Origin of the sequence: Deinococcus sp. QL22, assembly GCF_023370075.1 — a bacterium.
In the GTDB taxonomy this organism is placed as follows: domain Bacteria; phylum Deinococcota; class Deinococci; order Deinococcales; family Deinococcaceae; genus Deinococcus.
In genome coordinates this window covers 497,833-523,556 of the sequence record NZ_CP097152.1, presented here as the reverse complement: position 1 = coordinate 523,556, position 25,724 = coordinate 497,833, and the positions used below count along the sequence as shown (strand labels likewise).

General features: G+C 61.1%; 28 protein-coding genes and 1 pseudogene. 13 read left to right on the top strand and 16 right to left on the bottom strand.

What is annotated here, in order from left to right; all coding sequences use genetic code 11:
- Nucleotides 1-303 precede the first annotated feature (303 nt).
- The gene (locus M1R55_RS24715; protein ID WP_249395532.1) at nucleotides 304-537 is read right to left on the bottom strand and encodes a helix-turn-helix domain-containing protein; all 234 of its coding nucleotides are present in this window, start codon (nucleotides 535-537) and stop codon (nucleotides 304-306) included.
- 23 nt (nucleotides 538-560) lie between these two features.
- On the opposite strand from M1R55_RS24715, the gene M1R55_RS24710 reads away from it, so the two are divergent.
- From M1R55_RS24710 to M1R55_RS24700, 3 genes are read left to right on the top strand one after another with little or no spacing between them, the layout of a single operon-like run.
- Nucleotides 561-758 carry a hypothetical protein gene (locus M1R55_RS24710; protein ID WP_249395531.1) on the top strand — a complete coding sequence of 66 codons (198 nt, stop codon included), beginning with the start codon at nucleotides 561-563 and terminating at the stop codon, nucleotides 756-758.
- Between the two features lie 17 nt (nucleotides 759-775).
- Complete coding sequence (locus M1R55_RS24705) at nucleotides 776-928, top strand: hypothetical protein (protein ID WP_249395530.1); 153 nt, start codon at nucleotides 776-778, stop codon at nucleotides 926-928.
- Entirely contained in the window at nucleotides 925-1,131 is a 207-nt protein-coding gene (locus M1R55_RS24700) for a hypothetical protein (RefSeq protein ID WP_249395529.1), read from the top strand. Before M1R55_RS24705 ends, M1R55_RS24700 begins: the two co-directional genes overlap by 4 nt.
- On the opposite strand, the gene M1R55_RS24695 is transcribed toward M1R55_RS24700, so the two are convergent.
- The 3 genes from M1R55_RS24695 to M1R55_RS24685 form a co-directional block, all read right to left on the bottom strand.
- Entirely contained in the window at nucleotides 1,098-1,508 is a 411-nt protein-coding gene (locus tag M1R55_RS24695; RefSeq protein ID WP_249395528.1) for a hypothetical protein, read from the bottom strand. The two genes, M1R55_RS24700 and M1R55_RS24695, sit on opposite strands and share 34 nt — an antisense overlap.
- Before the next feature lie 89 nt (nucleotides 1,509-1,597).
- Entirely contained in the window at nucleotides 1,598-1,969 is a 372-nt protein-coding gene (locus M1R55_RS24690) for a hypothetical protein (protein ID WP_249395527.1), read from the bottom strand.
- Between the two features lie 90 nt (nucleotides 1,970-2,059).
- Nucleotides 2,060-2,263, bottom strand: coding sequence for a hypothetical protein (locus M1R55_RS24685; protein WP_249395526.1), 204 nt, complete (start codon nucleotides 2,261-2,263; stop codon nucleotides 2,060-2,062).
- Nucleotides 2,264-2,498: 235 nt separating this feature from the next.
- Between M1R55_RS24685 and M1R55_RS24680 the strand changes: the two genes are divergently transcribed.
- From M1R55_RS24680 to M1R55_RS24670, 3 genes are read left to right on the top strand one after another with little or no spacing between them, the layout of a single operon-like run.
- Nucleotides 2,499-2,642: a hypothetical protein gene (locus M1R55_RS24680; protein ID WP_249395525.1), complete on the top strand. Its 144-nt coding sequence runs from the start codon at nucleotides 2,499-2,501 to the stop codon at nucleotides 2,640-2,642.
- 51 nt (nucleotides 2,643-2,693) lie between these two features.
- Complete coding sequence (locus tag M1R55_RS24675) at nucleotides 2,694-3,152, top strand: alpha/beta hydrolase fold domain-containing protein (protein WP_249395524.1); 459 nt, start codon at nucleotides 2,694-2,696, stop codon at nucleotides 3,150-3,152.
- Between the two features lie 41 nt (nucleotides 3,153-3,193).
- Nucleotides 3,194-3,358, top strand: a complete 165-nt coding sequence (locus M1R55_RS24670) for a hypothetical protein (RefSeq protein ID WP_249395523.1) — start codon at nucleotides 3,194-3,196, stop codon at nucleotides 3,356-3,358.
- A 650-nt stretch (nucleotides 3,359-4,008) separates the two neighbouring features.
- Here the strand turns inward: M1R55_RS24670 and M1R55_RS24665 are convergent.
- A complete protein-coding gene (locus M1R55_RS24665) occupies nucleotides 4,009-5,019 on the bottom strand; it encodes a low specificity L-threonine aldolase (protein WP_249395522.1) in 1,011 nt (336 codons plus the stop codon).
- Between the two features lie 521 nt (nucleotides 5,020-5,540).
- On the opposite strand from M1R55_RS24665, the gene M1R55_RS24660 reads away from it, so the two are divergent.
- The 3 genes from M1R55_RS24660 to M1R55_RS24650 all read left to right on the top strand — a co-directional run bounded on the left by M1R55_RS24660 (nucleotide 5,541) and on the right by M1R55_RS24650 (nucleotide 8,789).
- Nucleotides 5,541-6,791: an AI-2E family transporter gene (locus M1R55_RS24660; protein ID WP_249395521.1), complete on the top strand. Its 1,251-nt coding sequence runs from the start codon at nucleotides 5,541-5,543 to the stop codon at nucleotides 6,789-6,791.
- A gap of 351 nt (nucleotides 6,792-7,142) precedes the next feature.
- The gene (locus tag M1R55_RS24655) at nucleotides 7,143-7,541 is read left to right on the top strand and encodes an SMI1/KNR4 family protein (protein ID WP_249395520.1); all 399 of its coding nucleotides are present in this window, start codon (nucleotides 7,143-7,145) and stop codon (nucleotides 7,539-7,541) included.
- A 591-nt stretch (nucleotides 7,542-8,132) separates the two neighbouring features.
- Nucleotides 8,133-8,789 (top strand): hypothetical protein, encoded by a 657-nt coding sequence (locus tag M1R55_RS24650; RefSeq protein ID WP_249395519.1) that lies wholly within the window; start codon nucleotides 8,133-8,135, stop codon nucleotides 8,787-8,789.
- A 721-nt stretch (nucleotides 8,790-9,510) separates the two neighbouring features.
- Here M1R55_RS24650 and dinB read toward each other — a convergent pair.
- From dinB to M1R55_RS24635, 3 genes are all read right to left on the bottom strand, one after another.
- The gene (gene dinB / locus M1R55_RS24645) at nucleotides 9,511-10,542 is read right to left on the bottom strand and encodes a DNA polymerase IV (RefSeq protein ID WP_256566051.1); all 1,032 of its coding nucleotides are present in this window, start codon (nucleotides 10,540-10,542) and stop codon (nucleotides 9,511-9,513) included.
- Nucleotides 10,543-11,009: 467 nt separating this feature from the next.
- Nucleotides 11,010-11,519: a DinB family protein gene (locus M1R55_RS24640; RefSeq protein WP_249395518.1), complete on the bottom strand. Its 510-nt coding sequence runs from the start codon at nucleotides 11,517-11,519 to the stop codon at nucleotides 11,010-11,012.
- A gap of 80 nt (nucleotides 11,520-11,599) precedes the next feature.
- Nucleotides 11,600-11,839 carry a hypothetical protein gene (locus M1R55_RS24635; protein WP_249395517.1) on the bottom strand — a complete coding sequence of 80 codons (240 nt, stop codon included), beginning with the start codon at nucleotides 11,837-11,839 and terminating at the stop codon, nucleotides 11,600-11,602.
- Between the two features lie 318 nt (nucleotides 11,840-12,157).
- Here M1R55_RS24635 and M1R55_RS24630 point away from each other — a divergent pair, with 318 nt between their 5' ends.
- Nucleotides 12,158-14,281, top strand: coding sequence for a diguanylate cyclase (locus M1R55_RS24630; protein ID WP_249395516.1), 2,124 nt, complete (start codon nucleotides 12,158-12,160; stop codon nucleotides 14,279-14,281).
- A gap of 234 nt (nucleotides 14,282-14,515) precedes the next feature.
- Here M1R55_RS24630 and M1R55_RS24625 read toward each other — a convergent pair whose 3' ends face one another.
- From M1R55_RS24625 to M1R55_RS32440, 4 genes are all read right to left on the bottom strand, one after another.
- Complete coding sequence (locus M1R55_RS24625; RefSeq protein WP_249395515.1) at nucleotides 14,516-14,977, bottom strand: hypothetical protein; 462 nt, start codon at nucleotides 14,975-14,977, stop codon at nucleotides 14,516-14,518.
- Nucleotides 14,923-15,150, bottom strand: a complete 228-nt coding sequence (locus tag M1R55_RS24620) for a hypothetical protein (RefSeq protein WP_249395514.1) — start codon at nucleotides 15,148-15,150, stop codon at nucleotides 14,923-14,925. The genes M1R55_RS24625 and M1R55_RS24620 overlap by 55 nt, the downstream gene beginning before the upstream one ends.
- Nucleotides 15,151-15,375: 225 nt before the next feature.
- Nucleotides 15,376-16,944 (bottom strand): sensor domain-containing diguanylate cyclase, encoded by a 1,569-nt coding sequence (locus M1R55_RS24615; RefSeq protein WP_249395513.1) that lies wholly within the window; start codon nucleotides 16,942-16,944, stop codon nucleotides 15,376-15,378.
- Nucleotides 16,945-17,723: 779 nt separating this feature from the next.
- Nucleotides 17,724-17,972, bottom strand: coding sequence for an integrase core domain-containing protein (locus M1R55_RS32440; protein WP_371827293.1), 249 nt, complete (start codon nucleotides 17,970-17,972; stop codon nucleotides 17,724-17,726).
- A gap of 445 nt (nucleotides 17,973-18,417) precedes the next feature.
- Here M1R55_RS32440 and M1R55_RS24605 point away from each other — a divergent pair, with 445 nt between their 5' ends.
- From M1R55_RS24605 to M1R55_RS24595, 3 genes and pseudogenes are all read left to right on the top strand, one after another.
- On the top strand, nucleotides 18,418-19,266 hold the full coding sequence (locus tag M1R55_RS24605) for a class I SAM-dependent methyltransferase (protein ID WP_249395512.1): 849 nt from the start codon (nucleotides 18,418-18,420) through the stop codon (nucleotides 19,264-19,266).
- A gap of 202 nt (nucleotides 19,267-19,468) precedes the next feature.
- Nucleotides 19,469-20,167 (top strand): hypothetical protein, encoded by a 699-nt coding sequence (locus tag M1R55_RS24600; protein WP_249395511.1) that lies wholly within the window; start codon nucleotides 19,469-19,471, stop codon nucleotides 20,165-20,167.
- Nucleotides 20,168-20,593: 426 nt separating this feature from the next.
- Nucleotides 20,594-21,219, top strand: a pseudogene (locus M1R55_RS24595) (IS6 family transposase); the annotation flags it as partial.
- Nucleotides 21,220-21,568: 349 nt separating this feature from the next.
- On the opposite strand, the gene M1R55_RS24590 reads toward M1R55_RS24595, so the two are convergent.
- From M1R55_RS24590 to M1R55_RS24575, 4 genes are all read right to left on the bottom strand, one after another.
- Nucleotides 21,569-21,907 carry an acyl carrier protein gene (locus tag M1R55_RS24590; RefSeq protein ID WP_249395510.1) on the bottom strand — a complete coding sequence of 113 codons (339 nt, stop codon included), beginning with the start codon at nucleotides 21,905-21,907 and terminating at the stop codon, nucleotides 21,569-21,571.
- A gap of 23 nt (nucleotides 21,908-21,930) precedes the next feature.
- Entirely contained in the window at nucleotides 21,931-22,944 is a 1,014-nt protein-coding gene (locus M1R55_RS24585) for a 3-oxoacyl-ACP synthase III family protein (protein ID WP_249395509.1), read from the bottom strand.
- Entirely contained in the window at nucleotides 22,941-24,425 is a 1,485-nt protein-coding gene (locus tag M1R55_RS24580) for a coproporphyrinogen-III oxidase family protein (protein ID WP_249395508.1), read from the bottom strand. Before M1R55_RS24580 ends, M1R55_RS24585 begins: the two co-directional genes overlap by 4 nt.
- Before the next feature lie 122 nt (nucleotides 24,426-24,547).
- The gene (locus M1R55_RS24575; protein WP_249395507.1) at nucleotides 24,548-25,633 is read right to left on the bottom strand and encodes a GNAT family N-acetyltransferase; all 1,086 of its coding nucleotides are present in this window, start codon (nucleotides 25,631-25,633) and stop codon (nucleotides 24,548-24,550) included.
- Nucleotides 25,634-25,724 lie beyond the last annotated feature (91 nt).

Below are 25,724 nucleotides of genomic sequence, written 5' to 3'. Positions count from 1 at the left end.
GTCAGGGCCACAGGTTAAACAAAACTTTTGGCCTATGATGCCTGACCTCACAGGAAGGCCAAGAAGGGGCCTCGGATACGTCTTGAGGGTATAGAGTACCCATGATTTTTAGGCCATGAGGCCGTTGTCAAGTGTGTTGTCCTCGATTCCAGCAGTCGCTGGGAGCAAGAGTGCATTGCGAGGGCTGGCAAATGTGTGTTCTGTTCCGCAAATACGTTTTGAACGGTCGGTTCTTGATCTAGCAGGCGTTCAAGGCCAAACCCTATGGGGGAGATCGATGCTTCGGGCAGGCTCGCTTCACTCTCACCTGTGTTCGACGTGTCCATCTGAGTCCGACTCGGTTTCTTCTGTCCGGTCGACTGGGCTGGCCCAGTCCTGATAGGCCAAGACATCCTCGCGGTACACCACCCACTTGGCTCCTACCTGGTGGTGGGGCAAGCTGTCCTCTTCGATAAGCCTCGTGATTTCATCAGGGCTGACTTGGAGGAGGAGGGCGGCTTCTTGGAGTTCCAGCTCGTCTGCTGGGGGCAGGGCCACAGGACGCCACCGTCGTGCAGCTCATGCCTCCGGCCAGCCAGTGGGTCAATCAGCATGAATTCTGTCTGCACCTCTGGCAACGCCTGGACGCGCCCCTCTTGCCCGAAGGCCTGCACCGCTCGGTGGGGCTGCGCGGCGGCGTACCGCTGGACGGCATGGAGAAGCGGTTGATGCAAGAGGGTTTGCCCTTGTTTAGCCTGCTGCGGAATCTGGCACGCTGACGGCGGCAGAGGCGCAGGTGGCCTTGCAGGATCAGGTGGCCGACGGTTCGACTCCGGCCCAGCAGACGGTCAGCCTGCGGGTGGCCCTGATACACCTCGCTGAAGCCTCCTCCCTGTTCAGCGTGACGTATGACGCGGGCAGCGATGCGTTCTGCTGGCGGCCCGCATGAGCCCGACCCGCATCCTCCCTCAAACCCGCAATGTGACGGTCTCTGAACCTGACAACATCATTGCCCGTCACGCCAAGCGCCGCAACATGAACCCGCGTATCTACAAGTCGGCCTTGTATAAGGACGGGCTGGACACTGCAGAGGGCCTGCTGCGGCAGGACGCGGGGCGCTATTTCCTCAGTACGCCGGGGCGTGGGGCATGAACGGCTTGGTGGTACAGGCCGATGACCAAGTACTCCCCCGCACGTGGGGAGAACATCAATTCCACTGGTACCAACTGATACCAGACATCGCGCAACACCGTGCCGAACTTGTGAGCCATACCATTCGCAACTGCCTGCTCGAACGCCTCCGCAAATTGACGCGAATCTACAGCGATCAAGCCCCAGATCTCTGTACCCCCGGGCCGAGCACGCATGACGTTCGTGATAGAGGGGGCATCAAACTCAGCAAAATCTACCGTTGTGAACTGATCTTCGGACTTCAGATCCAAGTCCTGGCCGGTGAAGGCATTGATCTGATAGCAAGGCACTTCAACTTTCATGCCCTGGGGGAAAGAGGTGCGGCGGGTGCGGTACATGCGGCCTACGGTAACGCTCTGCATTCTGAGGAACCCACAAGGTGGCTGAGACAGCCCAGAGCGGGAAACGAGGCGGTGAAGTGACGGCTCTAGCGGTACAGGCCGATGACCACGTCTTCTCCTGCGCGGGGCGTGGAGTACAAGTTGAAAGGCGCCAAGACATACCAGTCGTCTTCCACAACAGCACGGAGCTCCTGCGGGGTACCTGCTGCCGAAGCTTGTCGGAGGGCGTTCGCAAAGGACACCGCGTTCACAGCAATCAAGCCCCGAATTTCCCGCCCCTCACGCCGCATGCCCATGGCAGCGATCAGCGAACGGGAATCGAACGCCGCCAAATTCACCTGGAGGAAAGATCCTTCTGGGGTCAGCTCGACGTGTTGGTCTTTGAGGACGTCAATCCGGTAGCGGGGCACCTCGGCGGTTTGATTTGTGGGGAAGTCGGTGCGGCGGATGCGGTACATGCGGCGTACCCTAGCGTCCTCGTTCTAAGGCAAACCCCGCCCTTCTCCCTATCGCTTGCACACAGGATTCCACGTCTTGAGGGGCCAGGGTCAGCGGTACAGGCCCACCACCACATGGTCTCCAACCCGGGAAGAGAAATGCTTCTCGATGGGCGCGACGGAATACCAGGCGTCCCCCACCACCGTACCGAACTTGCGGGCATGGCCCTGGGTGGTCGCTTGGTAAAGGGCGTTGGCGAAGGGCTTGGCCTCCAGCGCGATCAGGCCCTGAATCTCCCATCCCTCGCTCTGCACGGCGGTGGCATGGGCAATGGAGTAGGCCTCGAAGAGGGCGAAATTGACCTCAACCTGACGGGCCTCTGGGATCAGGATCAGGTTTTGCCGTCACACGAGTCAATTCGGTAGTGCGGCACGGCGACAGTCTGCCCTTTGGGAAACGTGGTGCGGTCGATGTGCAGCATGGAACCTACCTTACAACTGCGCTTCTGTTCAGCAATATAGGGCTGGCTACACAGCAGGGACGTGTGGCATGAGCGTGCTGCTCCTGGCGGGCATGGGCTGGGCCGCTCTGGTGGTGGCCGCCTCCATGCGCAGCAGCCAGATCAGCCGGGAAGAAGAAGTCAGAGACGACCGCCAGGCATGGCTCAAGGCACAGGAAGGACAGAACCCATGAAGAAAGCACCGATGTACACGCCACTGTTCCCGTATCTGGCCGCCGAAAAGAATGCTGGGCTCTTGGCCGAGGGCGCGCGACCGGGGGGACGTGCAGCCCGCCTTTCAGCTTCTGCTGTACCCCATGCTGGACGACCGCACCGCCCTGAACACGGACCATGCCGGGCGCGGGGAGTTTGTCTGGACGTCCGCCTCGAACGTATTGGGCTGGACGGCGTACCTGGGAAGCCCACCGAAGTTGGAGGGTACGCCACTCTACTCGGCAGCGGCTCGCATGGAGAATCTTGCGGGACTGGCACCCGCCTGGATCGGCGTGGGTACGCTTGACCTGTTCTATGCCGAGGACCGCGAGTACGCTCATCGGCTGACCGAGGCGGGTGTGCCCTGCGAGTTCTATGAAGTGAAGGGCGGCTACCATGCCAGCGAGCTGTTCGCCCCGGCGGCGTCTGTCTCTCGTGACTTTCTGGCGCGGAGCATGGAAGCACTACGACGGGGACTGCAGCTGGATTAACGGTTCTGTCGCCTTAATCGGGCCCACGCCAAGCGGTCAGCATGCTTGATCTCGTCAGACTGGCCGGTGGACAGGCTTACGACTACAGCGGTCGCCCTCTGCCCAAAGAGGTGCACGGCGACCTTGAGCTCCTGGAGGACGGCTACTCTGCCTCCAGCGACGCCTTCGAAGCCTCATTTCAGGCCTATTTCACTGCCTGGGCCTGATTGCTCCCGCCTGCACCCCTCTGGGGACGGTTTTGCCGTGCTGCACATGCCATCTAGACACGAACGACACACCACCTGGGCCTCTGTACAAGCAAGCTCCCTCATGAATTAAAGCCATGAACGCCCGCCACTACATGCTTCGCTGCTCGATCCGCTCCCAAGTTGCTCGCTCGGTCGACGGGGGCCACCCCAAAAATTGCTGCGCCAGATCTGCTGCGACTACTACCAGACCACAACCTGATGGGCATGCTGTCCATGATCGGCCTCGAGCCTTTGAAACTGGACGCGGAGTTTGTCCTCCAGGTGGTCGTCAATGTGGCTCATGCCGAGATGGCTCAACCTCACGTGCCCAGTTGAAAGGCATCAAAATCTGGGCCCTCGACCTGAACATCACTCATTTTCAGATTTAGAAGAGGGTAAACGTGCGAAAGGAAAGGCTTTTGCCGTTATGAGCGAAGGTTCAAGTACTGTTTGATCCTATGATGGTTTCGGCAGCCGTTGGCGTCGTGCCGTTCTCTAAAAAGACTTCTGGCAGCAGGCCCAAGATCAGTTGCTGTTCAAGCTGCCTGAGGTCAGGCCTGCGTGCTTCAGCGTGACTCGGCTGCTGTCTATCAAGCGTACGGCCGGCATCCTGAGACCAAGAGATGCGGTCATGCCAGCTGATCGCTGGTCCAGGAACCGATAGCGCCTGAACGTCCCTGGCAGAGCATCTCCTTGAACAGCCCGGCGACCTCCTCGTCGGTGAAATCCTCTGCCGCGTCCCCCACCTGCACCTCCACCATGCTGATGCCGGGAACGGCCGTGGGACGGACGTCATTGACCAGCCACACGTCTCGATCCACGGCCAGATCGCGCGCCGCGTCCCATAACCGATCCGGATCTCCCTCCATCAGGACCTGAAACCCGCTGGTGTGGGGGACGCTGGGGCGGATGCGTAAGCCTGGCACCTCTGCAAGCTGAGCAGCGAGCGCGCGCGCCCTCAACACATACGAGGCGACACGTGGCAGATGCCGGTCCAGGCCGTCAAGGCCGGACACGACCAGCGGAAACGACCGGTACATCAGACTGCCATGCCGCGCCAGCCAGGGGCGCGCCTCGTCGATGAAGTCCTGCTCTCCGGCGAGCACGCAGCCTCCCAAACCTCCAATGTCCTTGTACAGCGACACGTACACCGAATGGGCGAGGGCAGCGATGTCCGCCAGGCTGCGCCCGTAGCCAGGTGCACTGCTCCACAGGCGCGCGCCGTCCAGATGCACGGGCACGCCATGCTCAGCGGCCCATGCGTGAAGATCAACCAGCTCTGCCCACTCGGGCAGTTGGAACGCGGCTTGGCGCAGGGGCAACTCAATCACCAGCGCGCCGAGCCGTTCATGCAAAGAGGCCAGATCAGCGCGTGTGAAGGGCCTATTGGGGTTCCCCACTCTCAGCAAGGTCAAGTGGTGCAGGCGTTCGGCGGCCCCGTCCTCATCAAAGTCAATGTGACTGAAGGGGTGCAGAGCGACCGTGCGTGCCGCGCGCCGGTCAGTGTGGACGCGTAAAGCGACCATCTGAGCCACGGTTCCTTTGGGAACAAACACGGCGGCGGGCTTTCCTAACAGCGAAGCAACGCGTTGCTCCAGCAATTGCACCGCTTCGCCCTGCCCGTACTGATCAATGTCCAAGGCCGCGTACGGCGAGGCTGCCAGGCGTTCGAACCACGCACGGGGTCCAAGTGGCCGGTGAAGGCTAAGGCTGCGGCTGCAGGCGGCGCGTAACTCTGCGTTTGGGGCGTACGGAGAGGACATGAATCATTCTTTCACCCTGACGATAAATCCCAGGCTAGTGAGGGTTATGGAGAGCAGGGCAGGCAGGCAAAAGGGAAGCCTTTTGCTGCGAGAGGAGAACAGTGATGAAGACAGCCTCTTCTTGTTGCAAAAGCCTGTTGCTTTGGTATTGATTGACGCAACAGGCTTTTGCACAGGCTGAGTTAAGCCGCTTTCAGCAGCCGCGTGTCTAACGCAAGGTCGCCCATTCCCGCGTTGGCAGGCCATCCCTCGCCTTTCCCATCCCTGGCCCCCAGTTAAGGCAACACAGCCGTTAAGTCTTTGTCAGACGCAAGTCCCCATGATGGGAGCAACCCATGAACTCTCCCCTCACGCCCCCCTCCTCCAGACCGCCGAGTGCCCCACGAAGCAGCATCCAGGTGATCAACCTGCTCCCCGTCGCACTGGGTGTCATTGCGGTGTTGCTGGCCATCCGTTTTTTTGGACAAGTCGGCCCGGCCCTGCTGGCAATTATTCTGGCGCTGATCCTGGCGACCGCCCTGAATCCGGTGGCCCGGTTTCTGGAACGCTGGATGCCGCGCGCAGTCGCTGGCCTCACCACCGTGCTGTTGGTTCTGGCCATCCTGATCTTCCTCGGGTTTCTGGCGGTGCCCCCCATGGTGACTCAACTTGGGCAGCTCTCGGGCAGTCTGCCCCGCACTCTTCCCGAGCTGGAACAACGCATCCGTACGGTCGTCGATCAGTATCCAGCGGTCAGTCGCGCCTTATCTGAGAACACGATCCACGGGCTTATCCAACAGGCGACCGTCTTCAGCACCCAAGCCGCCCGCACCCTCCCAAACGTAGTGGGGGCTGCGGTGGGGGGGCTGTTCCTGGGTTTGGTGACGCTAGTGATGGTGGTCTTCGTGCTGAGCAACCCCGTTCCTCTGATCAATGGGGCCTTGGGGGCAGTACCGCCCAGGTACCGGCTGAAGGCGGCGCGCGCCTTGGCACAGATTCTGAAACAACTGGGCGCGTGGGGACGCGCCACCGTCTTGATCATGCTGGTCACCGGCACCTTTATGGCGGCTGGGCTCATGCTGCTGGGCGTACAGAACTGGCTGGTCTTTGGCCTCCTGGCCGCCCTGGGCGAACTGGTGCCAAACCTCGGCCCGATCGTCACGTCCCTGCCCCCGATCCTGGTCAGCCTGGTGGACGACCCGCAACAAGCTGTCTACGTCGCGCTGTTCTCGCTGGTCTTCCAGCAGCTTGAGGGTTTTGTTCTCGCGCCATTCTTGTTGGGCGGCGCCGGGAAGCTTCACCCACTGTCAGTGACGGTGGGTGTGCTGTTGTTCGGCAGCGTGTTCGGCCTGGTCGGCGCGTTTCTGACCGTGCCATTCCTCATTATCCTGAAGGCGCTCTATCAGGAGTTTTACCTCCAGGACGCGCCAGACATCCCGGATGCGGTGGCCATGGCGCTGATCAGCGGCCAGGTTGAAGAGCAGCTCGAGCGCGAGGACGAAGCGCGCGAAGCCGCAGTCAAGGCTGAACAGGCGGCGCGTGACGCAGAACTCGTCCGGCAGGCCGAGGAGGGGGAGCTGAATCTGGCCGCTGCACTCGACACGCCCGAAGCGGAGACCCAGACAGCCAAGCTCGGCCATTCTGTGCCGGATCGGGAATGCAGCAGATAATTCTGTTTCCCCGATGCTGAACTTCTGGGAGATTGTCTTCAAGCAAACAGCTCTTGAGCCGTCGCTCAAGAGCTGTTTTTTCTTTTTAAAGGTCCTTCAACGGACGTTCAAGCATCTTTAAAATGGGAGACACCTTCGAAGACTACGTCTGGTGGGCTGCACTCGCCCAGGTATCCAGCGTCATTTCGCTCAGTCCCTAACCTTCACTAAGACTGTTTGGCTGCATTCAATTTCCGTTTTTGGCCTGGCACTCTGTTCGCTGAGCGAACAGAGTGCCAGGCTATGGTTCATGAGTGAAGCCCATTGAGGACTCCCTCAGTGGGGCTGGCTTTTCCCTCTTAATCTGGAGGGGTGTGGTCAGCCCTCCTTCAAGATGTCGGTGTCAATGTGTTGGCATTTGTTCCAGAGGCGATGACAGATATTCTTCGCCTGGAGCAGGTTTTTCAAGTCGTCCTCCCAGATCAACTCAAAGACCTGCTCGTGGAAGTCGGTCCTATTTCGGGCAGATACGGGGAAGGCATCGTGTGGGGCACAGAAGAGATCGAAAAGCAGAACCACCTCATGCGAGCCTCTGCTGATTTCAGATCTCTGTCTATGTCCTTCGAGCAACTCTTCTTCTTCGGAGACTTGGGGAATGGTAACCTGGTAGGCTTCCGGATACTGCAAGGAGAAGTGGACGCGCTGAGCGTCTTCAAGTGGGATCATGAGAGTGACAGCCGGCTCAGTCTTTATTTAACCCTCGAGGGCTGATGGCCTGACACAATTTATGAGAAAGCGTCCCCGGTAGGGGACACTTTCTGTTTGTGAAGACCGAAAATGCCACCGGGGACGCCCCCCGACTGTACCAAGCGATCCTGCCCCACCTCCACCCCGCCCTGTGGAACGACGTCCGCAACGCCCGTACGCTGGCCTGGATGGTCAGCGGCTTGGTGCTGTCCCAGAGCGTTTCCATTCCCTCCTGGCTGCCGCACATCCACTCCCAGGCCACGGTCGCCCAGAGCACCGAACGTCGCTGCCGACGGTGGCTGGAGAATCCAGCCATCGCCCCTGGCAGTGTGTATGGCCCCCTGATTACCCGAGCCTTGCGGGATTGGGGCCCGCATTCCCTGACGCTGGCGCTGGACACCAGCATCCTGTTCGGACGCTTCTGTCTGATCCGGGTGGCCGTCCTCTACCGGGGACGCGCGGTACCGCTCGTCTCCCGCGTCCTAGAGCATGCCAGTGCTCAGGTCGGCACCGAACAACTCCTGCCTGTCTCGCCGAGGTCAAAGGCCTGCTGGATTTTCTTGGGCTGCACGATGTTCGACTCCTGGCGGATCGGGGTTTTGCGACACGGCCTTGATGGGCTGGCTCCGCGTCTGCGGATGGCACTTCCGCATCCGCATCAAATCGAGCCTGATTCTGGCCGCTCCAGACGGGCAACGGGTCTGCACCATCGGGGAAATCAAACTCGCAGCGCGCGAAACGCGCTGCTTCCACAACGTCACGATCACCGGACACCGATTTGGGCTGGTGCATGTGGCTCTGGGCCGTCCCACGGACGGCCCAGAGCAGTGGCAGGTGGTGAGCGATGAACCCACCAGTCGTGCAACGTTTGCTGAGTACGGCGAGCGCTTCCAAATAGAGGAAGGATTCTTGGATGATAAGAGTGGCCTCTTCGGTCTGGAGGACTCCAAACTGCGTGATGCCGCCAGCCTCGAACGCCTGATCCTGGTGATCTCTGTGGCCACGCTCCTGCTCGTCTCCGAAGGACTCCAGCTCGTGCAGCAGGGTGTGCGCAGAACCATTGATCCCCATTGGAACCGCGCCCTGAGCTATTTGAAACTTGGTTTACGCGGCGTCCACTTCGCGCTGAGCCGGGGGCAGGCAGTACTCAACCGCCTGACGCTCCAAGGAGGCGCCGATCCGGCGCCTCCCGGACGTCGCAAGAAATCGCATGTCAGTTCTGTGGACGCTTTAGAAGGCGGCTGGGTGCTCAGATTTCGCTCTCCCTCATAAATTGTGTCAGGCCGTCAGCCCTCGAGGGTTATGTCGAACAGGCCATCAAAGGATCGCTTCCTGCGTAGGCCTCGACTGCTGGAATGCTTACTGCTAGACAGAATTCACGCAGTACCTTCCATTGCTTCAGCGCAATCTCGCTTCCTCAACGAAAGAGGCGGCCCAGGCGCATGCCGAGATAGAAGCCCTGCGGAAACGTCAGAAAGCCAGGCAGTTGAGCTAAACCTGATCTGAAGGTGGTCGACTACCGCCTCTCATGCCGGATAACGACCGTCACCCCTGTGGGGTTCCCGGCAGGGCATGAGTATCTTGGTTCAAAGGTCACGTTAGCGGTGGTCACCGAGGGCCAGTTGCACGAAGTGGTCGCAGCGCGCGGGGTCGAGTTCGTCTGAATAGAGAGGGGTCATTACCGAGGAGAAACGCCAATCACAGTATTGGTGACGCGTTTGATGCCCAAATCGGCGGCCATTTCAGCGGACAAATCGTCCTTATGGATGGTACTGCACCAACAGCATGCCTGAGAGTTCGATGCCCTGAGCATTGGAAATGAAGCGCCCTTGACGCACGAATCGACTGCTGAGGTGCCGTCTCCTGTGCTGGATGAGGAAAACGGCACTGTGTCAGCCGCTGAGATGCATGGCAACACATTGTTATGGTGTCGCCCCTGCCGGGCTTGCTGGAGCTGGCCCGCATCCAGCGCAATGGGAGGACGGGGTGAATCTCAGGCCCGGGGTCTCAGGTTGACGACATTCACGCCCAACAGCCGCACTGCTCGCCCCTCCACCAACTCTGGGGTCAGCACCTGGGTGACCGCCTCAGCCAGCTCGACCGCGCCCGTCAGGGGCTGTTCTGATGTCCGGTGCCGCGTGACCGTCGTTCCGTCTCCAAAACTCACCTTCAGCACAGCCGTCCGCCCCACGTACCCCCGCTTCATCAGTCGCGCTTCGACCTCGGCCGTGATCCTGGGCAGTTCGGCCAGCAACGCCTCCCGCGTGCTCAGGTCATGGTCAAACGTCCGTTCCACCCCAATTGACTGCGGCGCCCGGTTCGCCTCCACCGGCCGCTCATCCACACCGCGCGCCAACTCATACAGGCGCGGCGCGAGCTTTCCGGAACCGAGCACGGCCTGAAGTTCTGCCAGCGTCCTCGAACGCAACTCTGCTCCCGTGGAGATCCCCTGCGCCTGCAGCTTTCCCGCGATCACGGGCCCTACCCCGAAAAACGCCTCAATGGGGAGGGCGGCGAGCGGCGCGTCGACATCCTCGGGCCGGATGACGGTCAGCCCACCAGGCTTGTGCTGCCCACTGCCGAACTTCGCGAGAAACTTGTTCACCGACACCCCGGCCGAACAGGTCAGGCGCGTTTCGGTCAGAATGTCCGCCTGAATGGCCTGGGCCAGGTGGGCCGCGTCTTCAAGCGTCCGCCCCGCCTGCGTGACCTCCAGGTACGCCTCGTCCAAAGCGAGCGGTTCGATGACGTCGGTGTAGCGGGCGAAGACGCCGTGGATCTGTGCGGAGACGGCGCGGTACAAGTCCATGCGTTGTGGAAGGAGCACGATTCCGGGGCAGCGCAGGCGGGCCTGATAGACAGGCAGGGCGCTGTGGACGCCGAAGCTGCGGGCCAGATAGTTGGCGGTCATGACGATGCCCCGGCGACCGGGGACGATGACGGCGACCGGGCGTTCGACCAGTTCAGGCTGTTCGCGCAATTCGACGGAGGCGTAGAAGGCGTCCATATCCACGTGCACGATCAACCGCTGCATAGGGCAGTGTAAGCCGGGAAACAAGTGGACGCGGGCCGGGGCCAGCGCAGACGGTGCACGGCGATCAGGACACGGTTCAGAGAGTTCAGCTCTGCCTGACCCGGAGAGCCATGGAGGGCGGGGTATTTCCCCGAATATCTCGGGGGTTGACCGCCTCCACCGTTTGGAAAGGCCACCGCAGAGACAAGCGGCAAACCCTGCGGGTATGCACCACGGCCGCCCCATGCCGGTTCGCGCCTTTACCGGCCCGCCTCATTCCCAGTGCGGCGCTAAAGCTTGACCTGCATGTGGGCGATCTGGAGTCGACCCAGCCCGTCACCTTGGTGCCCACGGGCTTTCTCACCGATCTGCTGGACATTGGGGTCAGTCTAGAGGGGGAGCGGGGCGTGCATGCTGAGCACATCACGGTACCGGGGCTGGCCTGCTGGCGCGTTGTCCAGAAACGCGCCGCCCACCGCTCAGTGCCGCCAGACGTTCCAGGTGGCCGGGCCCGCTTCTTGATCACTCAGGGGGCGGCCCGTGATTTTGAGGGCCAGCTTCATCTGGCCGACGTGATAGCCCTCGTGCCACAGCAGGTGTTGCAGCAGCAGAACCGGGTGGGCGTAGTCGCCGACCCTGCCCCGTCCTGCTTCCACCCAGCCCTTCACGGCGTCCCGCACCACCCCGGCGCTGTCCTGAAGCATTTGAGCCAGTCGAACCGGATCGCGCTCATCGAGCCACTCGTCTTCATCTTGCAGGGCCAGCTCAGCGTGTCTTCGGGCGAACTCCGGGTCGTTCTCATAGACCGTGCAGATGCGGATGAAGCGGATGTGGGTCAGCAGTTCGGCAATGGAAGGGCTGCCCGGCGTAGCTTTGGCCTCCAGTCCGCCCTCAGGCAAGACGTGCAGCAAGTTCATCAGGATGGTGTTGTTGCGGTTCCACGCCTCTAGCAATGCTCCCAGCAGGCCCGAATCGGAGTGGTGTGTCATTGTCGCTTCCTCCACACCTGCCAGCTGCCGTGTCAGGCGGTGAAGGCCTTCCTGGGTCAGCAGTGGTTACAGCAGGCGCTTTACAGTAGCCGTTTTGCTTGACGCGCTAGCCCGTTGAGCGGGTAGACCAGTGGCAAGAGGCCATCCAGTCGTCCTGCCGGATAGAGGTGTTCCGCGTCTGGCGTGGCGTCCAGTTCGGCCCGTTTCCGCACAGGTGTTTGGCGGCCTGCTTGGTTCAGCACGGGGCGCAGCAGTTGCTTCGAGAGATCCATAGGCTCAATCTCCCAGTCCTGCCCGCACAGCTTGGGAGGTGATGCCATCAAACTGAATCTTGAATTCCGTTCGAGTTTGCAGGCTGAGGTTCTCGCGCACCGGGTTGGTCGGTAACGGGGCAGAGTGAGGTCGGCTGGCTCCGGTGGCACGTGGTTGCGCCGTCGAATACTGATCTCCCGCGCTCCAAAATACACCACTTATTCTCATCATTCACAAGTCATAGCCCCAGACATGCCTGTGGTGATGCACTAGACCGTGAGCAGCCACACTTCACCCAAGAGAGCAACCCACATTTACACTGTCATCAACAAACTGGGTCATATTTACTGAAAGGGTATGACAACGTACCCTAGAATGGTGAGCACATGTTTTCAAGCACGCTGGCACGCTGGCCCCTGTTGCTGATTGCTTACGTGGTCGTGTATGCCCTCTGGACGCTTGAGCACTGGGGGGGAATCCGCGTCACCGCTCAGATCGGCGGCACGCCACTTATTCTTCCGAGCTTGATCGCTACGCTGGTGGTGTTCTGGCGATCCCAGCAAGAGCAAGATGCCCGAACCAGCCGCGGTTGGTTGACCCTCGCGGTCGCCACCGGCATGTATACCGCTGGCATGATCTTCTGGGGGTACCACACTGTGGTGTACCAGCGGATTCCTTTTCCAACCATGGCGGACGCGCTGTTCCTGCTGTTCCCATGGTTCATGTTCGCTGCCCTGGTACAGCTCACCGGCACGCGCCTAGAAGGACTCGCACGGGTCAAAGTCATCACCAACACCGTGATTATGTTGTTTTCCCTGGGCCTGATTGAGTGGTCGGTTCTGCTCCGCCATACTGTCAAGACAGCAGACAGTGTCCTGGCGGCCGCTGCGGCCGTCCTGTACCCCCTGGGTGATCTGGTCATGCTCGGAGGCGTCGTATTTATCCTGCAATACGAATGGCAGCGGGAGCGGCGATCCATGTTGTGGCTGATCCTGGGCGGCGTGCTGGTCTTCGCTCTGGGCAACATCATCTATACCGTTGAGGTGGCCCGAGGAACCTACACTGCCGGATCTCCTCTGGACCTGACGTGGGCGACCGGCCTGACCCTCTTCACCTTCGCTGCTCTTAAGGCGAGGTCATTTGTCCCCGTGCCGGCCGGCACCCGCACGACGCGCGAGGAAACATCATCGAATCTCATTTTGTTCTTGAAATTCGGAGCGTACGCCGCCCTGGCTCCCTTGATGCTGGCGCGGGACACCGGCATCGTTGATACCGTCGTGGCGCTTTTAGCGCTATTTGGTCTCGGGTACTTCATTCACAGTCGCGACAGAATCGGCAGGCTTGAGAATCAAGCTCTGGACAAAGACCTCCTTCAGGCGAACACGTCCCTGATTGAAGCCAACACCCAGCTCAATGAGCGCGTCCGGGACGCGGTCTCCACGCTGGAAGTGCGAAACACAGAACTGGGAGCACAGTCCCGGATCCTAGAGCAGCAAAATCTGAAGATCCAAACCACGAGCGATGTCGCAGACCTGCTTCAAGCCTGCCTGACGCTCGATGAGGCACGAACCGTTCTTTTGCGTGCAGCAGCCACCATATTCCCGGGAACCCGGGGATCGATCGCCACAATCAATTCGTCCCGCAACCTGATCGAGTCCTTCGTGCAGTGGAGCGAAGCCCCGACTTCAACTGCGGAACAGGTATTCGCACCGTCAGAATGCTGGGCTTTGCGGCGGGGTCATCCTCATTCCCATGAGCGCGATGGAAGCCGCGTGAGTATCCCGTGTCTCCCGCTTGGTCGGGAGGTGCCAGCGGCATACCTGTGCGTTCCATTGGTCGCTCAGGGCGAAACGGTCGGCGTCTTTCGCCTTCAGACCGAGGATAAAGATCCACAAGCGCTGCAGGGGATGAACGAAGCTGTCCAAAGTATGGCGCGGCATGTGGCGCTCGCGCTGGCCAATTTAAGGTTGCGCGAGTCGCTGCGTTTGCAATCCATTCGTGACCCTTTGACTGGGCTGCACAACCGGCGCTACCTGGAAGAGACCTTGGAACGGGAAGTCCGCCGGGCCATCCGTGGGGGGCTCTCGATCAGTGTTCTGGTGCTCGACATTGATCATTTCAAGAAATTCAATGACTCGTTTGGTCACGACGCCGGCGATGGAGTGCTGAAGGAACTTGCTGGCCTCATGCAACGCGTTTTTAGAGAGGAAGACATCGTATGCCGGTACGGCGGGGAGGAGTTCTTGATTGCCTTACTTGATGCCGATGAAGCGCAGGCCATGAGGCGTGCGGAGCACCTCCGGCAAGCCGTGGAAGGGCTGACCGTCTTGTTTCAACACCAGCCTCTGGGCACGATCACGATCTCCGTGGGTGTGGCGGCTTTGTCCGAGCAACGTTCTAAACCTGCAGATCTGATTCAGGCGGCAGATCAGGCCTTGTACCGCGCGAAGAAGCAGGGACGGAACCAGGTGCTGGCCGCTGCAGCTGATCCCACAACAGGAACAACCTGAGCCTGCGGTGCCCAACCGTGAGGTGGAGAGGTGCGCACGTGTGTGACCACCTCTCCTGGGGATACCTCAGTTTTGCGGCTCTTCCGCACTCCCGATACCGCTGGCTTACTCTCAATATCGTGTTAATGAGCGGCGATCAGGCCCGGAGATCAATAAATTTCAGGTCGCGCGCGAGGACAGGCAGTGCCACCGTCAACCACAGCCCCAAATACGTCTTGACGGGGTTGTGGTGTCTCAACCGAGGTGGAAGAGGCTGACCGTCTGTGACTGACCTGAAACCGTACCGCCACCTTCACACAGGCTCATAAACATGGTTGGACTGCTCGATACTCTCCTGATGGACTCGAATGCGGTCCGCTGCGCCACCTTCAGACGCTCAGCCCAGAGTTGGGCAGGCACGGGGTCGACTAGAATCAGGGCCATGGATTGAAGCATGCCGCCCATCACTTCCAGGGCCGCGTCATTCTGATCGGGGTCGTGAGGCACCATCACGGTCACCCGTGTCGGGGCGCTGCTCCCACTGGCGCGCTGCAGGAGGGCGGCGCGGGTCAGCACGCCACCTCCGGGCAGGCTGTAGCGGGCCACATTCACATCGACTCCTGTCGGTGGCGCAGTCAGGACGGCCTCAAGCTGCGACTGGATCAGCTTGGCGGGAAAGGCCGTTTGAAGCGCGTTAGTGGGAGCATCTGGCAGCACGCTGACGGTAATGGTGCTTTGGCCTTGGAGGCCACGCCGGGGGCTTCCTCGCTGGGGGCCAGTTGTGCCTGATAGCCCGGAGGCACTTTCAGGCGGTAACCCAAAGTGGGGGCGTCAATGATGGTTCCGGCAGCGTAGACCTGCGCCACCTGCAGTGGTTCGGCCTGTCCCATGCCAACGCGCCCCCAACTAAGGCCAGCGCCAACACCCATCCTTGAAGTCGCATGCATTCAGCTGACGCGGCGGCTCTGACACAACTTGAACAGATGGCCAGCAAGCGTCTTGGGTCACACCTCAAAAGGCTTCACATGGCTTGGCCCCGTCTTACGCTAACGGCAAGGGTGTTTTATGAGGCATTCAAAAGGGAAGCCTTTTGCGGGGAACAGCGAAGGCAGCTGTCAGCGCTGACGGTGTTCCTGTTTCTGCAGGTACATCCGCTGATCGCTCAGGCGCAGCAGCTGAGTGACATCGTCACGGTCTTCCGGAAAGGTGGCGATTCCTGCACTGACGTCCACCTGGTCAAATCCGCCGCGCCTCAGCTGATCGACGGCGACCCGGACGCGGGACAGCGAACCGCCGACCGCCGCACCTGCTGGAGACGGGTGTTTCACCAGCACCACGAACTCGTCACCCCCGACCCGGAACAAGGCGTCCTCACCCCGGAAAGCCAGCCGCAGCGAGGACGCAAACCCAACCAGCAAGGCGTCCCCCCGTTCATGCCCATCGCAGTCATTCACCGCCTTGAGGCCGTCAAGATCTATGGAGATCAGACTCAGGCCTGAACGGGTTTCCCGGGCCTCCGCCAGGGCCAGTTCCAGGGCGTCCTCGAGAGCGCGGCGGTTGCCCAGCTGGGTGAGGGGATCTGTGAGGGCGGCTTCCCGCAGATGATCCATGGAGTGCTGGCGTTCATAGGAGAGCCGGAGGCTCTGAGCGGCGGTCAGGAACAAGTCCTGGTCTTGGACGGACCAAGGAGGACTGTCTCCAACCCGGCCGATGATCAGCGCCAGGCCGTGGGCCGGGTCCCCCATGGTTAATGGGACGAAGGCCAGTGCCTGCACATCCTCATTCGCCAGGGCTTCAACGCGCACTGGGCTGTCCTGATACCGGTCGATGAACAGCGCCTCGTTCCGCTGCAGGCTCATCCAGGCCAGACTTTGCGTCCGGGGCAAGCCCAGTTCAATCAAGCGCACCAGTTCCGCCGACACACGGGCGTTCCTGAATTGCAAGTGGTGAATCACGCGTTCACCGTCCACCTGGGCCAAAACCGCGAAGTCAAATCGGGCGGGATCAGCCATGATTCCCGCCGCCTGCTGCGCCGTTTCGTGAAGGCCCAGGGGCGTTTCCGTGAGCCGGGCCACCTGAGCGATGGCCGTTGAGAACTTCACGGCCCGGGCTAGCTCCAGGATGGTCTGCGCCCGGCTGACCGCCTGTCCCAACGCTCTGGCAGTCACTTCGAGGAGCGTTCGCTCTCTGGGTGTCCAGGGTCTCGGCACACCAAAACGGAAAGCGGTCAGGACCCCCACTTCCCCGTCCAGCTGACCGAAGGGCAGATGCGCCACAGCACTCACCCCAGCCTGCAGCATGAAGGGGGAGGTCGTCGGGCTGCGGGGATAGTCGTCGACGAACAGCGCCTCGCCGGATTCGATGCGTTCCCAGAAGACGCCGCCCTGGGCACGTTGAAAGCGCTGTTGACGAAAGAGCTCGAACTGGGACGGACCGTCGCCCTGCAGGACGAGGAACTGAACGCCCTGACGGAGGGTGCCGAAACTGATACAGATCTGATCGGCCTGGGTGAGGCGCCGGAGGCGTTCAGCCCTCTGCCCGCTGATGACGCGTGCATCGCTTGGGGCATCGAGTTCGAACATCAGGTGGGCGAGGTATTCTGCGTCGGCCGTCCGCGCCTGAGCCTGCGCGACGCTGTTCAAGGCCGTCCGGAGCTGAGCCCTCACCCGGGCCAGCTTGTGCATGCTGCTTCTGTCTCTCTTCGCTGTTCCCCAGAGGGGCGTCATGGTGAGACCTGGCAGACCGCAGGAACGGGCAAGAGGCCAAGCATGGCGCCTCTGGGAGAAAGACTCGTCGACCCGAGGGCCAAAGTGGGGTTCGGCATTAGCCTGACTATGCTTCAGGGGCCTGTGCTGTGTCTACGCGGCCGGGGAAGGGCGATGACTGGTCAGTGCATCGTCTACATCCATCACGGCATCAGCCTGGGTCGCGCGAGAGCCCCACACCGAAGCCCAGCGGGAGCCAGACGCGTTTTGTGGTCGCCTCTGAAGCGAGCTCTTTCAGGCCCCTCAGAAAAGTGTCACGTCCTGAGTGGCTGTTCACCTTGGCAGATGCTGAGGCAACGTGGACAGCATTTCGACCTTTGCTCGGGTGAGTCCTTAGAGGGAGGGACGCCTTAACCCGCAGCGGCACAGCGTCTAAGCGGTGGTAGAGGCCACTGAGATGTTCGCAGCCGCCTGTCGGGAGCTTAAAGAGGGCGGCCACGGGTTGACCGTCTGCAGGTTGCAGGCCTTCGAGTTTCAGAGCATCAATGGTGGCGAGATCGGGTGGGTAAGTTTGCTGATGCGTGGGGATCTTGTCTTTGGGCATGAAGTGGCTCTCCCGCCGGCTCCAGCGCGGGCTCAGGCGGGCTCACAGTATCTCTCAGGGCACAGGGGGCCGAACGGAGGCTGGGGATGGTGGGGCTGGCAACGCTCAAGTGGGCTGGCCCCAATATTCGGACGACTTCGAGGAGAGGCTCAGCTCAAGTATAGGGTACAGGTTGTGAAGCCCATTGAACCAGCCAGCCGGCAGCGAATTCGTGTGGCGTTTGGTAGGACAGGGAAGAATGTGGCCTGCAGACGTTGTAAACCGCTCGCCAGCCTCCCACTAGAACCCCAGCATGTTCGGAAGAAGAGCGCGCAAGCGCCTCGCCGAAGCGCTGCCCAGACTTCAAGCCGCCATTCCGGACGCCTTCGACTCCATTGAAGCCACCCGGTGTATGGCAACACATAAGCGCCGCCGGCTGAGCTATCTGCCGATCTCGGTGGCCATGCCAGCAAGAAGAATCTGGAAATCTATCAGCACCTGTCGCTCGACGCTGTGGACGCTCTCTATCAGCAGGCTGTCCGCTCACTCAACCTCTAGCACCCAGATATGGGTGGCTCCCAAGAGGGAACGATCATCGTAGCTGGCATTACCTTTCGTAAGAGGGTATACACTTAGCGCACGGTGTCATCCCAGGTGGCGGGAGACAGGCAAGGTTCAGGAGGGGGAAGGGCCTCTATCGGTTCAAGTTTTCACCTCGGCTGACTCCGCAGGACGACCGACAGAAGCAGGGCAGGGCGGGTCACAGGCCCCTAGAGTGCGGAACCACGTTGCTGGCCAGCACAACCGGCATTGAGACGCCAGGCCCCCTTCTGAAGCCTTTCGTTGCACGAAGCGTTGGGGAGACAGCCATGACAAACACCGTCAGTATGACACCCGAGATGGAAGCGCTGAAGACACGTCTCAAGGCCACCTGGAACGCCGGAGACTACGGGCACTTTGCGACCTACCTGGAAGCGGGCGCCCTCGCTTTCCTGGATCGCCTCTCCATTGCCCCTGGAACTCGCATGCTCGACCTCGGCTGTGGAGCGGGCCAGATTGCAATCCCCGCTGCCCGTGCTGGTGTCCATGTCACCGGGATCGATATTGCGCCTCAGCAGATCGAGCAGGCCCGCATCCGGGCCAAGGCGGAGGGGCTTGATGTCACCTTTGAAGAGGGTGACGCAGAGATGCTCCCCTATGCGGACGCTTCCTTCGACCTCGTGGTCAGCCTGATTGGCGCGATGTTCGCTCCGCGGCCTGACCGCGTGGCGGCAGAGATGCTGCGCGTCTGCAGGCCGGGCGGCCGGATCGTCATGGCGAATTGGACCCCAGAGGGCTTCCTGGGCCAGTTGTTCAAACTCATGGGCCAGCATGTCCCACCCTCACCCCTGATGCCGTCACCCCTGCTCTGGGGCAACGAAGCGATCGTCCGCGAGCGTCTGGAGGCGGGAAGCTCTGAGCTGACCCTCACCAAGCGCCATTATCCCTTCAACTACCCCTTCGGCCCTGCCGAGGTTGCAGAGTTCTTCCGTACCAACTATGGGCCGACGAACCGGGCCTTCGCGGCCCTGGATGAGGTTGGACAGGCGGCGCTGCGCCGAGACCTAGAAGCACTGTGGACGGAGCACAACCAGGCTGGCGACGGCACAACCCGCTACAAGGCGGAATTTCTGGAAGTGGTGGCCGTGCGCGCGGACAGTCCCACCGTCCTTGCCTAGCACCAGGGAGAGCGGGTCGTGGCCGGGCCGGGGATCTGGCAGGTGACGTTGACTGGGGTCACGCCCACCACAACTATCGAATTCGGGAGTGCTCTTGGATTGCCGCAGAGCACCACCCCCTGCAGCTCAGGGCAACCTGCGCTGAAAAGTTGATCCATAAGGAGAGATGATGAGAGGACGCGGTTTGATCGGTGCAGGATGGTTGACCCTGAACCTCGCTGGTCTGGCGCTGGCTGCGGCCAACTACAGCCTGGTCGTGAATGGCCAGGTTGCGGGCAAGCCAGCGGTGGTCATGAACGGCGAGCCGTACGTGCCGCTCTCAGCGCTCAAGCTCCTGGGCGTGACAGGAACGGTCAAAGGGAACACACTGACGCTGGCCATCGGAAGCGCCCGCGCTCCTACCCCGGCGGCCGGTGGAGCCAACCAGATGACGGCGCTGGAGGGGTGTATCAACCAGACGCTGTTCAACGGGATCTGGCGCGTCAAGGTCGTGTCGCTCGACCCGCTCAGCTCCTCAGATACCTGGAGTCCGAACACGCCGGGCTGGGCGGTCAAGCTCGAGGTGAGGAACGGCACCCAGAAGACCACCTCGCTGATGAACACCGGCTTCGGGGCGAGCAGCGGGGGAAGCCAGCCGGCGCTGATCCTCGCGGATGGGAGCACTCTGACGCTGAACGACTCCGACTTCCTGAAGCCCTGGAGTCAGGATGTGCTCCAGGGCGGGGTGAATACGTTTACGCTGCGCTTCTCCTACCCAGGTGGGACGACTGCAGGGCAGGCACGGGCGTTGAAGCCCAGCAAGCTCATCCTGCAGATTAATGGGAAACTTCCGTCCTACTCAGAGGTGAAGTACAGCATCCCTGACCCCAGCCTGCGCGTCAATCTCAGCTGCAAAAAGTAAACCTGCGTGGAGGACTGGGTTGGCCTGAAGTTCAGGCCAACCCTGCCGCGATTAGTGACACACTTGGTTTTGATTGGCTTGTCTGGTCGCGGCGGAAACGCTGGTTCGGCACTGAGGGTGAAGGTTCAGGCCTGCAGGTTGAGAAACTTCTGCGCTCGTTTGCTCCGCTCCAATCCCTGCTGTTGCCTTGTTGACATCTTGTAGAACGGTGGGAGTGCAGGGCGGTGTTGTTGCAGCGCGCCGTCGAGATGACCTGCTGATGGTCGACGTCTGGAATGTCAAGCACCAAGCCTTGCTCGTCCACGATCCTCCAGCAGCCAGGCACGTCCGTTCTGGCCAAGACGAGCCGGCGGCGAATCCCGACGGGGTTCGCCGCTGTCGCAGGGGTTGTGTTGCTTTAACCGGATCGGGGTAGGCTGACCCGCCGTGACTGATCCGAAACCCTATCGCCACCGTTTCAGGGTGACGATCATTCAGCACGCGGTTTGGCTCTCCCATCGCTTCCCCCTCAGTGACCGTGACGTGCAGGAATTGCTCCACCAGCGCGGCCCAACAGGTCAGCCACGAGACCCTCCGCGAGTGGTGTGTCAAGTTCGGACCCCTCTTCGGAGAAGAACTTCGCCACCGGGAACCCTGGCGGGGTTCCCGGTGGTACCTGGATGAGGTCTGTACCAGCGTCGATGGTGTTCGCCACTGGCTCTGGAGAGCGGTTAACGAGCACGGGTTCGTGCAGGGTATCCTCCTTCAGCGGCACCGAGACACTGACGCCGCGAAGATCTTCCTGACCCGGCTCCTGGGTGAATACGATGTCCCGGAGGTCATTCATACTGATGGGCTGCGGAGTGATGGCGCGGCAATTCGGGAGATGCCCAGCCTGACTAACGTAGACCACCAACAGGTGATTTCCACGGCGCGCGGCAACCATTGAGTTGAACAATCTCACCGACCTACTCGATGTCAGGAACGCCAACAACAGGGATTGGAGCGGAAGCAACGGGTGCAGGAATTCCTCCACCTGCACGCCCGCACCTCTGAACCTTCACCATCACACCTGAACCAGCGTTTCCGCCACGACCAGACGAACCAACCAGCAGCAAGCGTTCCAGACGTGGTCTTTGGTCGCGGCAGGGGTGGCCTCAACTTCAGGCCACCCCTGCCTTCCATCTGCCTTGGGGCCGATTAAGGCAACACAACCCCAAGGCGTGCTGGTTCATTGTCATCGGTCATGGCGGGTCAGCCGACCCCGATTCGGTTAAAGCAACACAACCGCGCTGAATATTCTGGCGCACGATTCGAAATCGATTGAGGTCAGCGGCTGATCGCTGAGCTGTCCACCCCTGTTAGGGATCAATGGTTCTATAGACTCTGCTGGCAATGCCCAGCTTCAACTCAGAATCTGGATCAGCCCTCCAGAAAAACCTCGGCCAAAATGGTCTGCGCCAACTCGTCAATGGTGTCTTGTTCTAGCGCCGCCGGATCGATGTCGCGCCCTAGATCGCGTTGCAGGCTGTAGAGAAGTTCCACGCTCATCAGCGAATCGAAGCCGATGGCCAGGAAGCTGCGGTTGGCAGTGAGGTCGGTTTCGGTGCCGCCTTGCTGCCGAATCCACGTCACTTGCTGCTCGATGTATTGGGTCAGCAGGTGCAGCCGCTCAGAGACAGGCAGCGGCCTGAGGGCGGCCAGCAGTTGGCCTTTGGCTTTGCTGTGGTTTAGGGCTGTCCAATCTTGGGTCAGGGTCATATTTTTTCTCTCCTAGAACTGATTCAGTACCGCAGCAGCACGCTGGCCCATGATAAGCCTGCGCCAAAACCGCTCAGCAAAAGAAGGTCGCCGCGTTTCAAATCGTGCGGCCCGTGCAACACGCTATACAGCAAAATAGGGATAGACGCCGACACGGTGTTTCCGGTGGTTGCCAGTGTGCGCGGCATTCGCTCTGGGGGCAAGTTCAGGCGGGAGCGCAGGCCGTCGAGCACCATATGGGACGCCTGATGAAACAGGAACAGGCGCACGTCTTCGGTGGTAGCTCCGTGTGCGGCCAGCAACGCCTGAAGGTGGGGCGGCACCATCCGGTAAGTAAAGCCCAGCATGGTTTTGCCGTTCATGTGAATTTGGTCGCGGGTGCGCATGTTGGGGCCATCGGTGACTTCGGGCAGGGGTTCGGGCGGGGTGGGCAGGCGGGCCGCGCCGCCAGGCACACAAAAGGCGTCTTTCAAGCTGCCATCGGTGCCCCACGCCGAACCCACTATGTAAGAAGTATCGTCTCCCTCAGTGACCCAGGTGGCCGCCGCGCCGTCGCCAAACAAGAGGCGAGTCGAGCGATCTTGGGGACTGATCAGCTTGGTGTAGGTATCGGCAGTGACGATCAGCACGTTATGGGCCGCGCCAGAGGCCAGCAGACTGGAGGCCAGAATGAGGCTGTAGGTAAAACCGGAGCAGGCCAAATTGATATCGAAGGCAGCGACATGCTGGGGCAACTCCAGCCGTCCGTGCAGCAAGCAGGCGTTGGAAGGCAGGCGGTGATCAGGCGTTTGGGTGCAAAAAATAATGGTGTCGAGGCGGCTCGGCAGTTCGGGCTGATCGGCAAACAGCTTGCGGCAGGCGGCTTCAGCCAAATCGAGGGCTGTTTCACCGGGGGCGCTGATGTGGCGCTGCACCACGCCTGTATGCTTGGCCGCTTCGGGGACATTCCAGTCTGGAAATTGAGCGTGCAAGTCGGCATTGGTTTCTATGTGCTGGGGCAGATGCACCGCCACTGCTTCCAGGCGGGCGGCAATCATGACGGAGCCGCCGAAGGTGAGGACGCAGGCTGAAGCGGTTGGAAGGCGGCCTGTTGTTGTCTCGCCTGCTTCAATCCCGCGACATGGGCGTCCGTCAGTTCTTCCACCCGCGCCTGCATCAGCGCCGTCTGAATCAGCGGCACGCGGTAGGCTCCTTCTGGGGTCAGGCGAAGGGCGTCATCGTGCAGGGTCACGAAGCCGAGGTCAGCGGCAGCCTGCCAGATGCCGGGAAATTCTTCCAGCACGTCTTGCCCAAAGTTGGCGCGGTAGCTGGCCCGGTCAACGCTCAGCGATTGCAGGTTGCGGAACAGCAGAGACAGCCGCAAATCTGCCGGAGTGCGGGTGTAGCCGACCTCCGTAGGCAAGCGGCCCGCGTCCAGCGCGGCGTAATAGGCGGTGAGGGTGCGGGCGTTCATGAGGGTGGAGCCGCCATTTTGTCCAGGTTGATCGGGGCTGTCACGCGGGCCGCGGTGATCCGGGAAGTCTGAAATTGCCGCGTAGCCCCAGCCCCACACATCGTGGGCATCGAAGGTGCGGCGGCATTCCTCATAGACAAAGCTCTCGCCCTGTTCCTGCCTATTGGGTTTCTGGAAGTCATACGGCGTCAATTGTTCGTAGCCGCCCGCCGTCAGGAGTTCGCGGGCCAGATGGTACATATCGCGCACCAGTTCCGGGCCGGGCAATTCTTCGCGGCGGTTCAGGGCAAAGTCGGTTGCGCCGCCCACGTTCAATTCGTAATGGGTGATGTGCTCCACGCCCGACGCCATCAGGCCGCGCAGGTCGCGTTCCAGATGTGCCATCGTTTGCTGCGGCCAACCAAAAATCAAATCGACGTTGCAGCCGAGGCCCAATGCTGCCGCCCATTCCACCGCCTGAAACACATGCTTGGGCTGCTGCTTGCGCCCGCTCAGCAGGCTCAGTTGGTGGTCAAGTTGCTGCGCCCCCATGCTAATGCGCGTCACCCCGTGCGCCTGCATCACTTCCAATTTTTCGCGGCTGAACAATTGCGGAATGCCTTCCAGGGTGACCGCGGTAGCGGCGGGCAAGGCAGGTAACAGGTCATGAATCAGGCCGAGTAAGCGCGGGTATTGATGCGCCTTGAGCAAATTGGGCGTGCCACCGCCGATAAAAACGGAACGGGGCTGCAACTCTAGCCAGCGTTCCCGGTACAGTTCGCCTTCGCGGGCAAGGTAATCCAGATACACGTCAAGTTGATCTTGATTGCTATACGCCTCGGTGGGAAACAGGCAGTAGCCGCAGTGGGCGGGCGCTGTAGTAAGGCAAAACGGGAGGGCCACATACAGTTCACAGCTCGGCGCGTCAGAACCAAGGGGGCGGGCTTCTAGCGGTGTGCCCGCACCACCCGTCCAAAACCTGGGCGAAGGAAAGCTGTGCAGCACCTTATTCACCTGCCGCTGCCTCAACTTGGTCTCAAAAAACTGGCGGGCGGCGGCGGGCGTGGTCAGGTCGAGTCGGGTCATTGGGAACCTCGCGGAAGGAACGCAGACTGTGAGTGGAGGCGGCCGGAGTGAAGAGAGCATGTTGGCCGGAGAATTTACGCTTCCAGCAGGCATAAAAATTGTTGAAACGTTGTACTCAGGAGCTACCGCAGCCGCAGCGGGCCAACAGTTCGCAGGTCATCAAGCTTGAGGTCAGGAACCGGAAACAGCAGCATCAGGGTGCAGACTTGGGGCACGGGAACAAAGCCGCACGCCAAAAAAGTGGCGGCGTGGCAGGCATCTGTGCGAGCAGCGAGGGTCAGCCACGCGCCGCGCTCGGCACTGGCCGCAGCGGTAGCCTGCAGCAAGTGGCAGCGGGCGGCGGGCGTCAGATCGTCGAGCAGCAGCAGGTCTATGGCTTCGGCAGGAAGAGAGGAACGGCTGTGCAGCGGCCAAGCAAAGCTGGTGCTGAAGCCCTGAATGTGTCCGTTTAGCGCGCTGACCAACGTGTGTGACACAGGCGGCGAATAGAGTTGGTGAGCGAGTGCGGAGGCGTCCCAGAGTTGCGCCAAGTCGGAGTGGGCGGCGGCGCGGTCTAGGAACAGATGACAGGCAGGCAGATCGGCGGGCGTGAAGGAGCGCACCTCTCCGCTGTTCTGTGCAGCGTTCAGGCGTCTGGGTGCGCTTTGCAGAGCCGACAAGATCCGCAGTCCGGCGCGTTCGGCGGGATGGCCCAGTGCCCCGGCCGCTGCGCGGGCATTTAGAAACCGCACCCAAAAATGTACGGATTTCAACGGGCGGTAGCGGGCCGGAAACGCCCGCTGGAACGCCGTCCAAAACTGCGCGGCGGGCGTGTGAGGCGCAGCGTTGACATAGCCCAGCATAAAATCCAACTGGTGCCGACGGTGCGCCCGCTCGAGCGCATTCATCAGGCGGCTAGCAACTCCGCGTGCGGCATAGTCGGGATGCACGCTGAAATAGCTGCCCTGTGTGCCGTGCCGGATCTCAGCACCCACACGCAGCGTCAGGCGACCGGCCAGAAAACAGCCCACCAAACGCCCGCCGTCGTAAGCGGCCAAGCGAAAATCTCGACTGTCTTCGCCTGTATTCAGCACTTGCCATCCCAGAGTTTGCGCGTCGTACACAGGAATCAGGTCGCGTGCGAGGTAACGGTTCTGCCAAGAGAGATTGATCAGGGCGGCCAGGTCTGCCGGATTGCCGTCGAAGGGGCGAACCTCTATCCGGCCCATACCTAAGTCCCTCGCCCTAAAGTTTTAGCTTGACCGAGCGAAGCGAGTACCGAAGAAGGGAGGGCACACTGGGAATGAAGAGGTTCCGGCG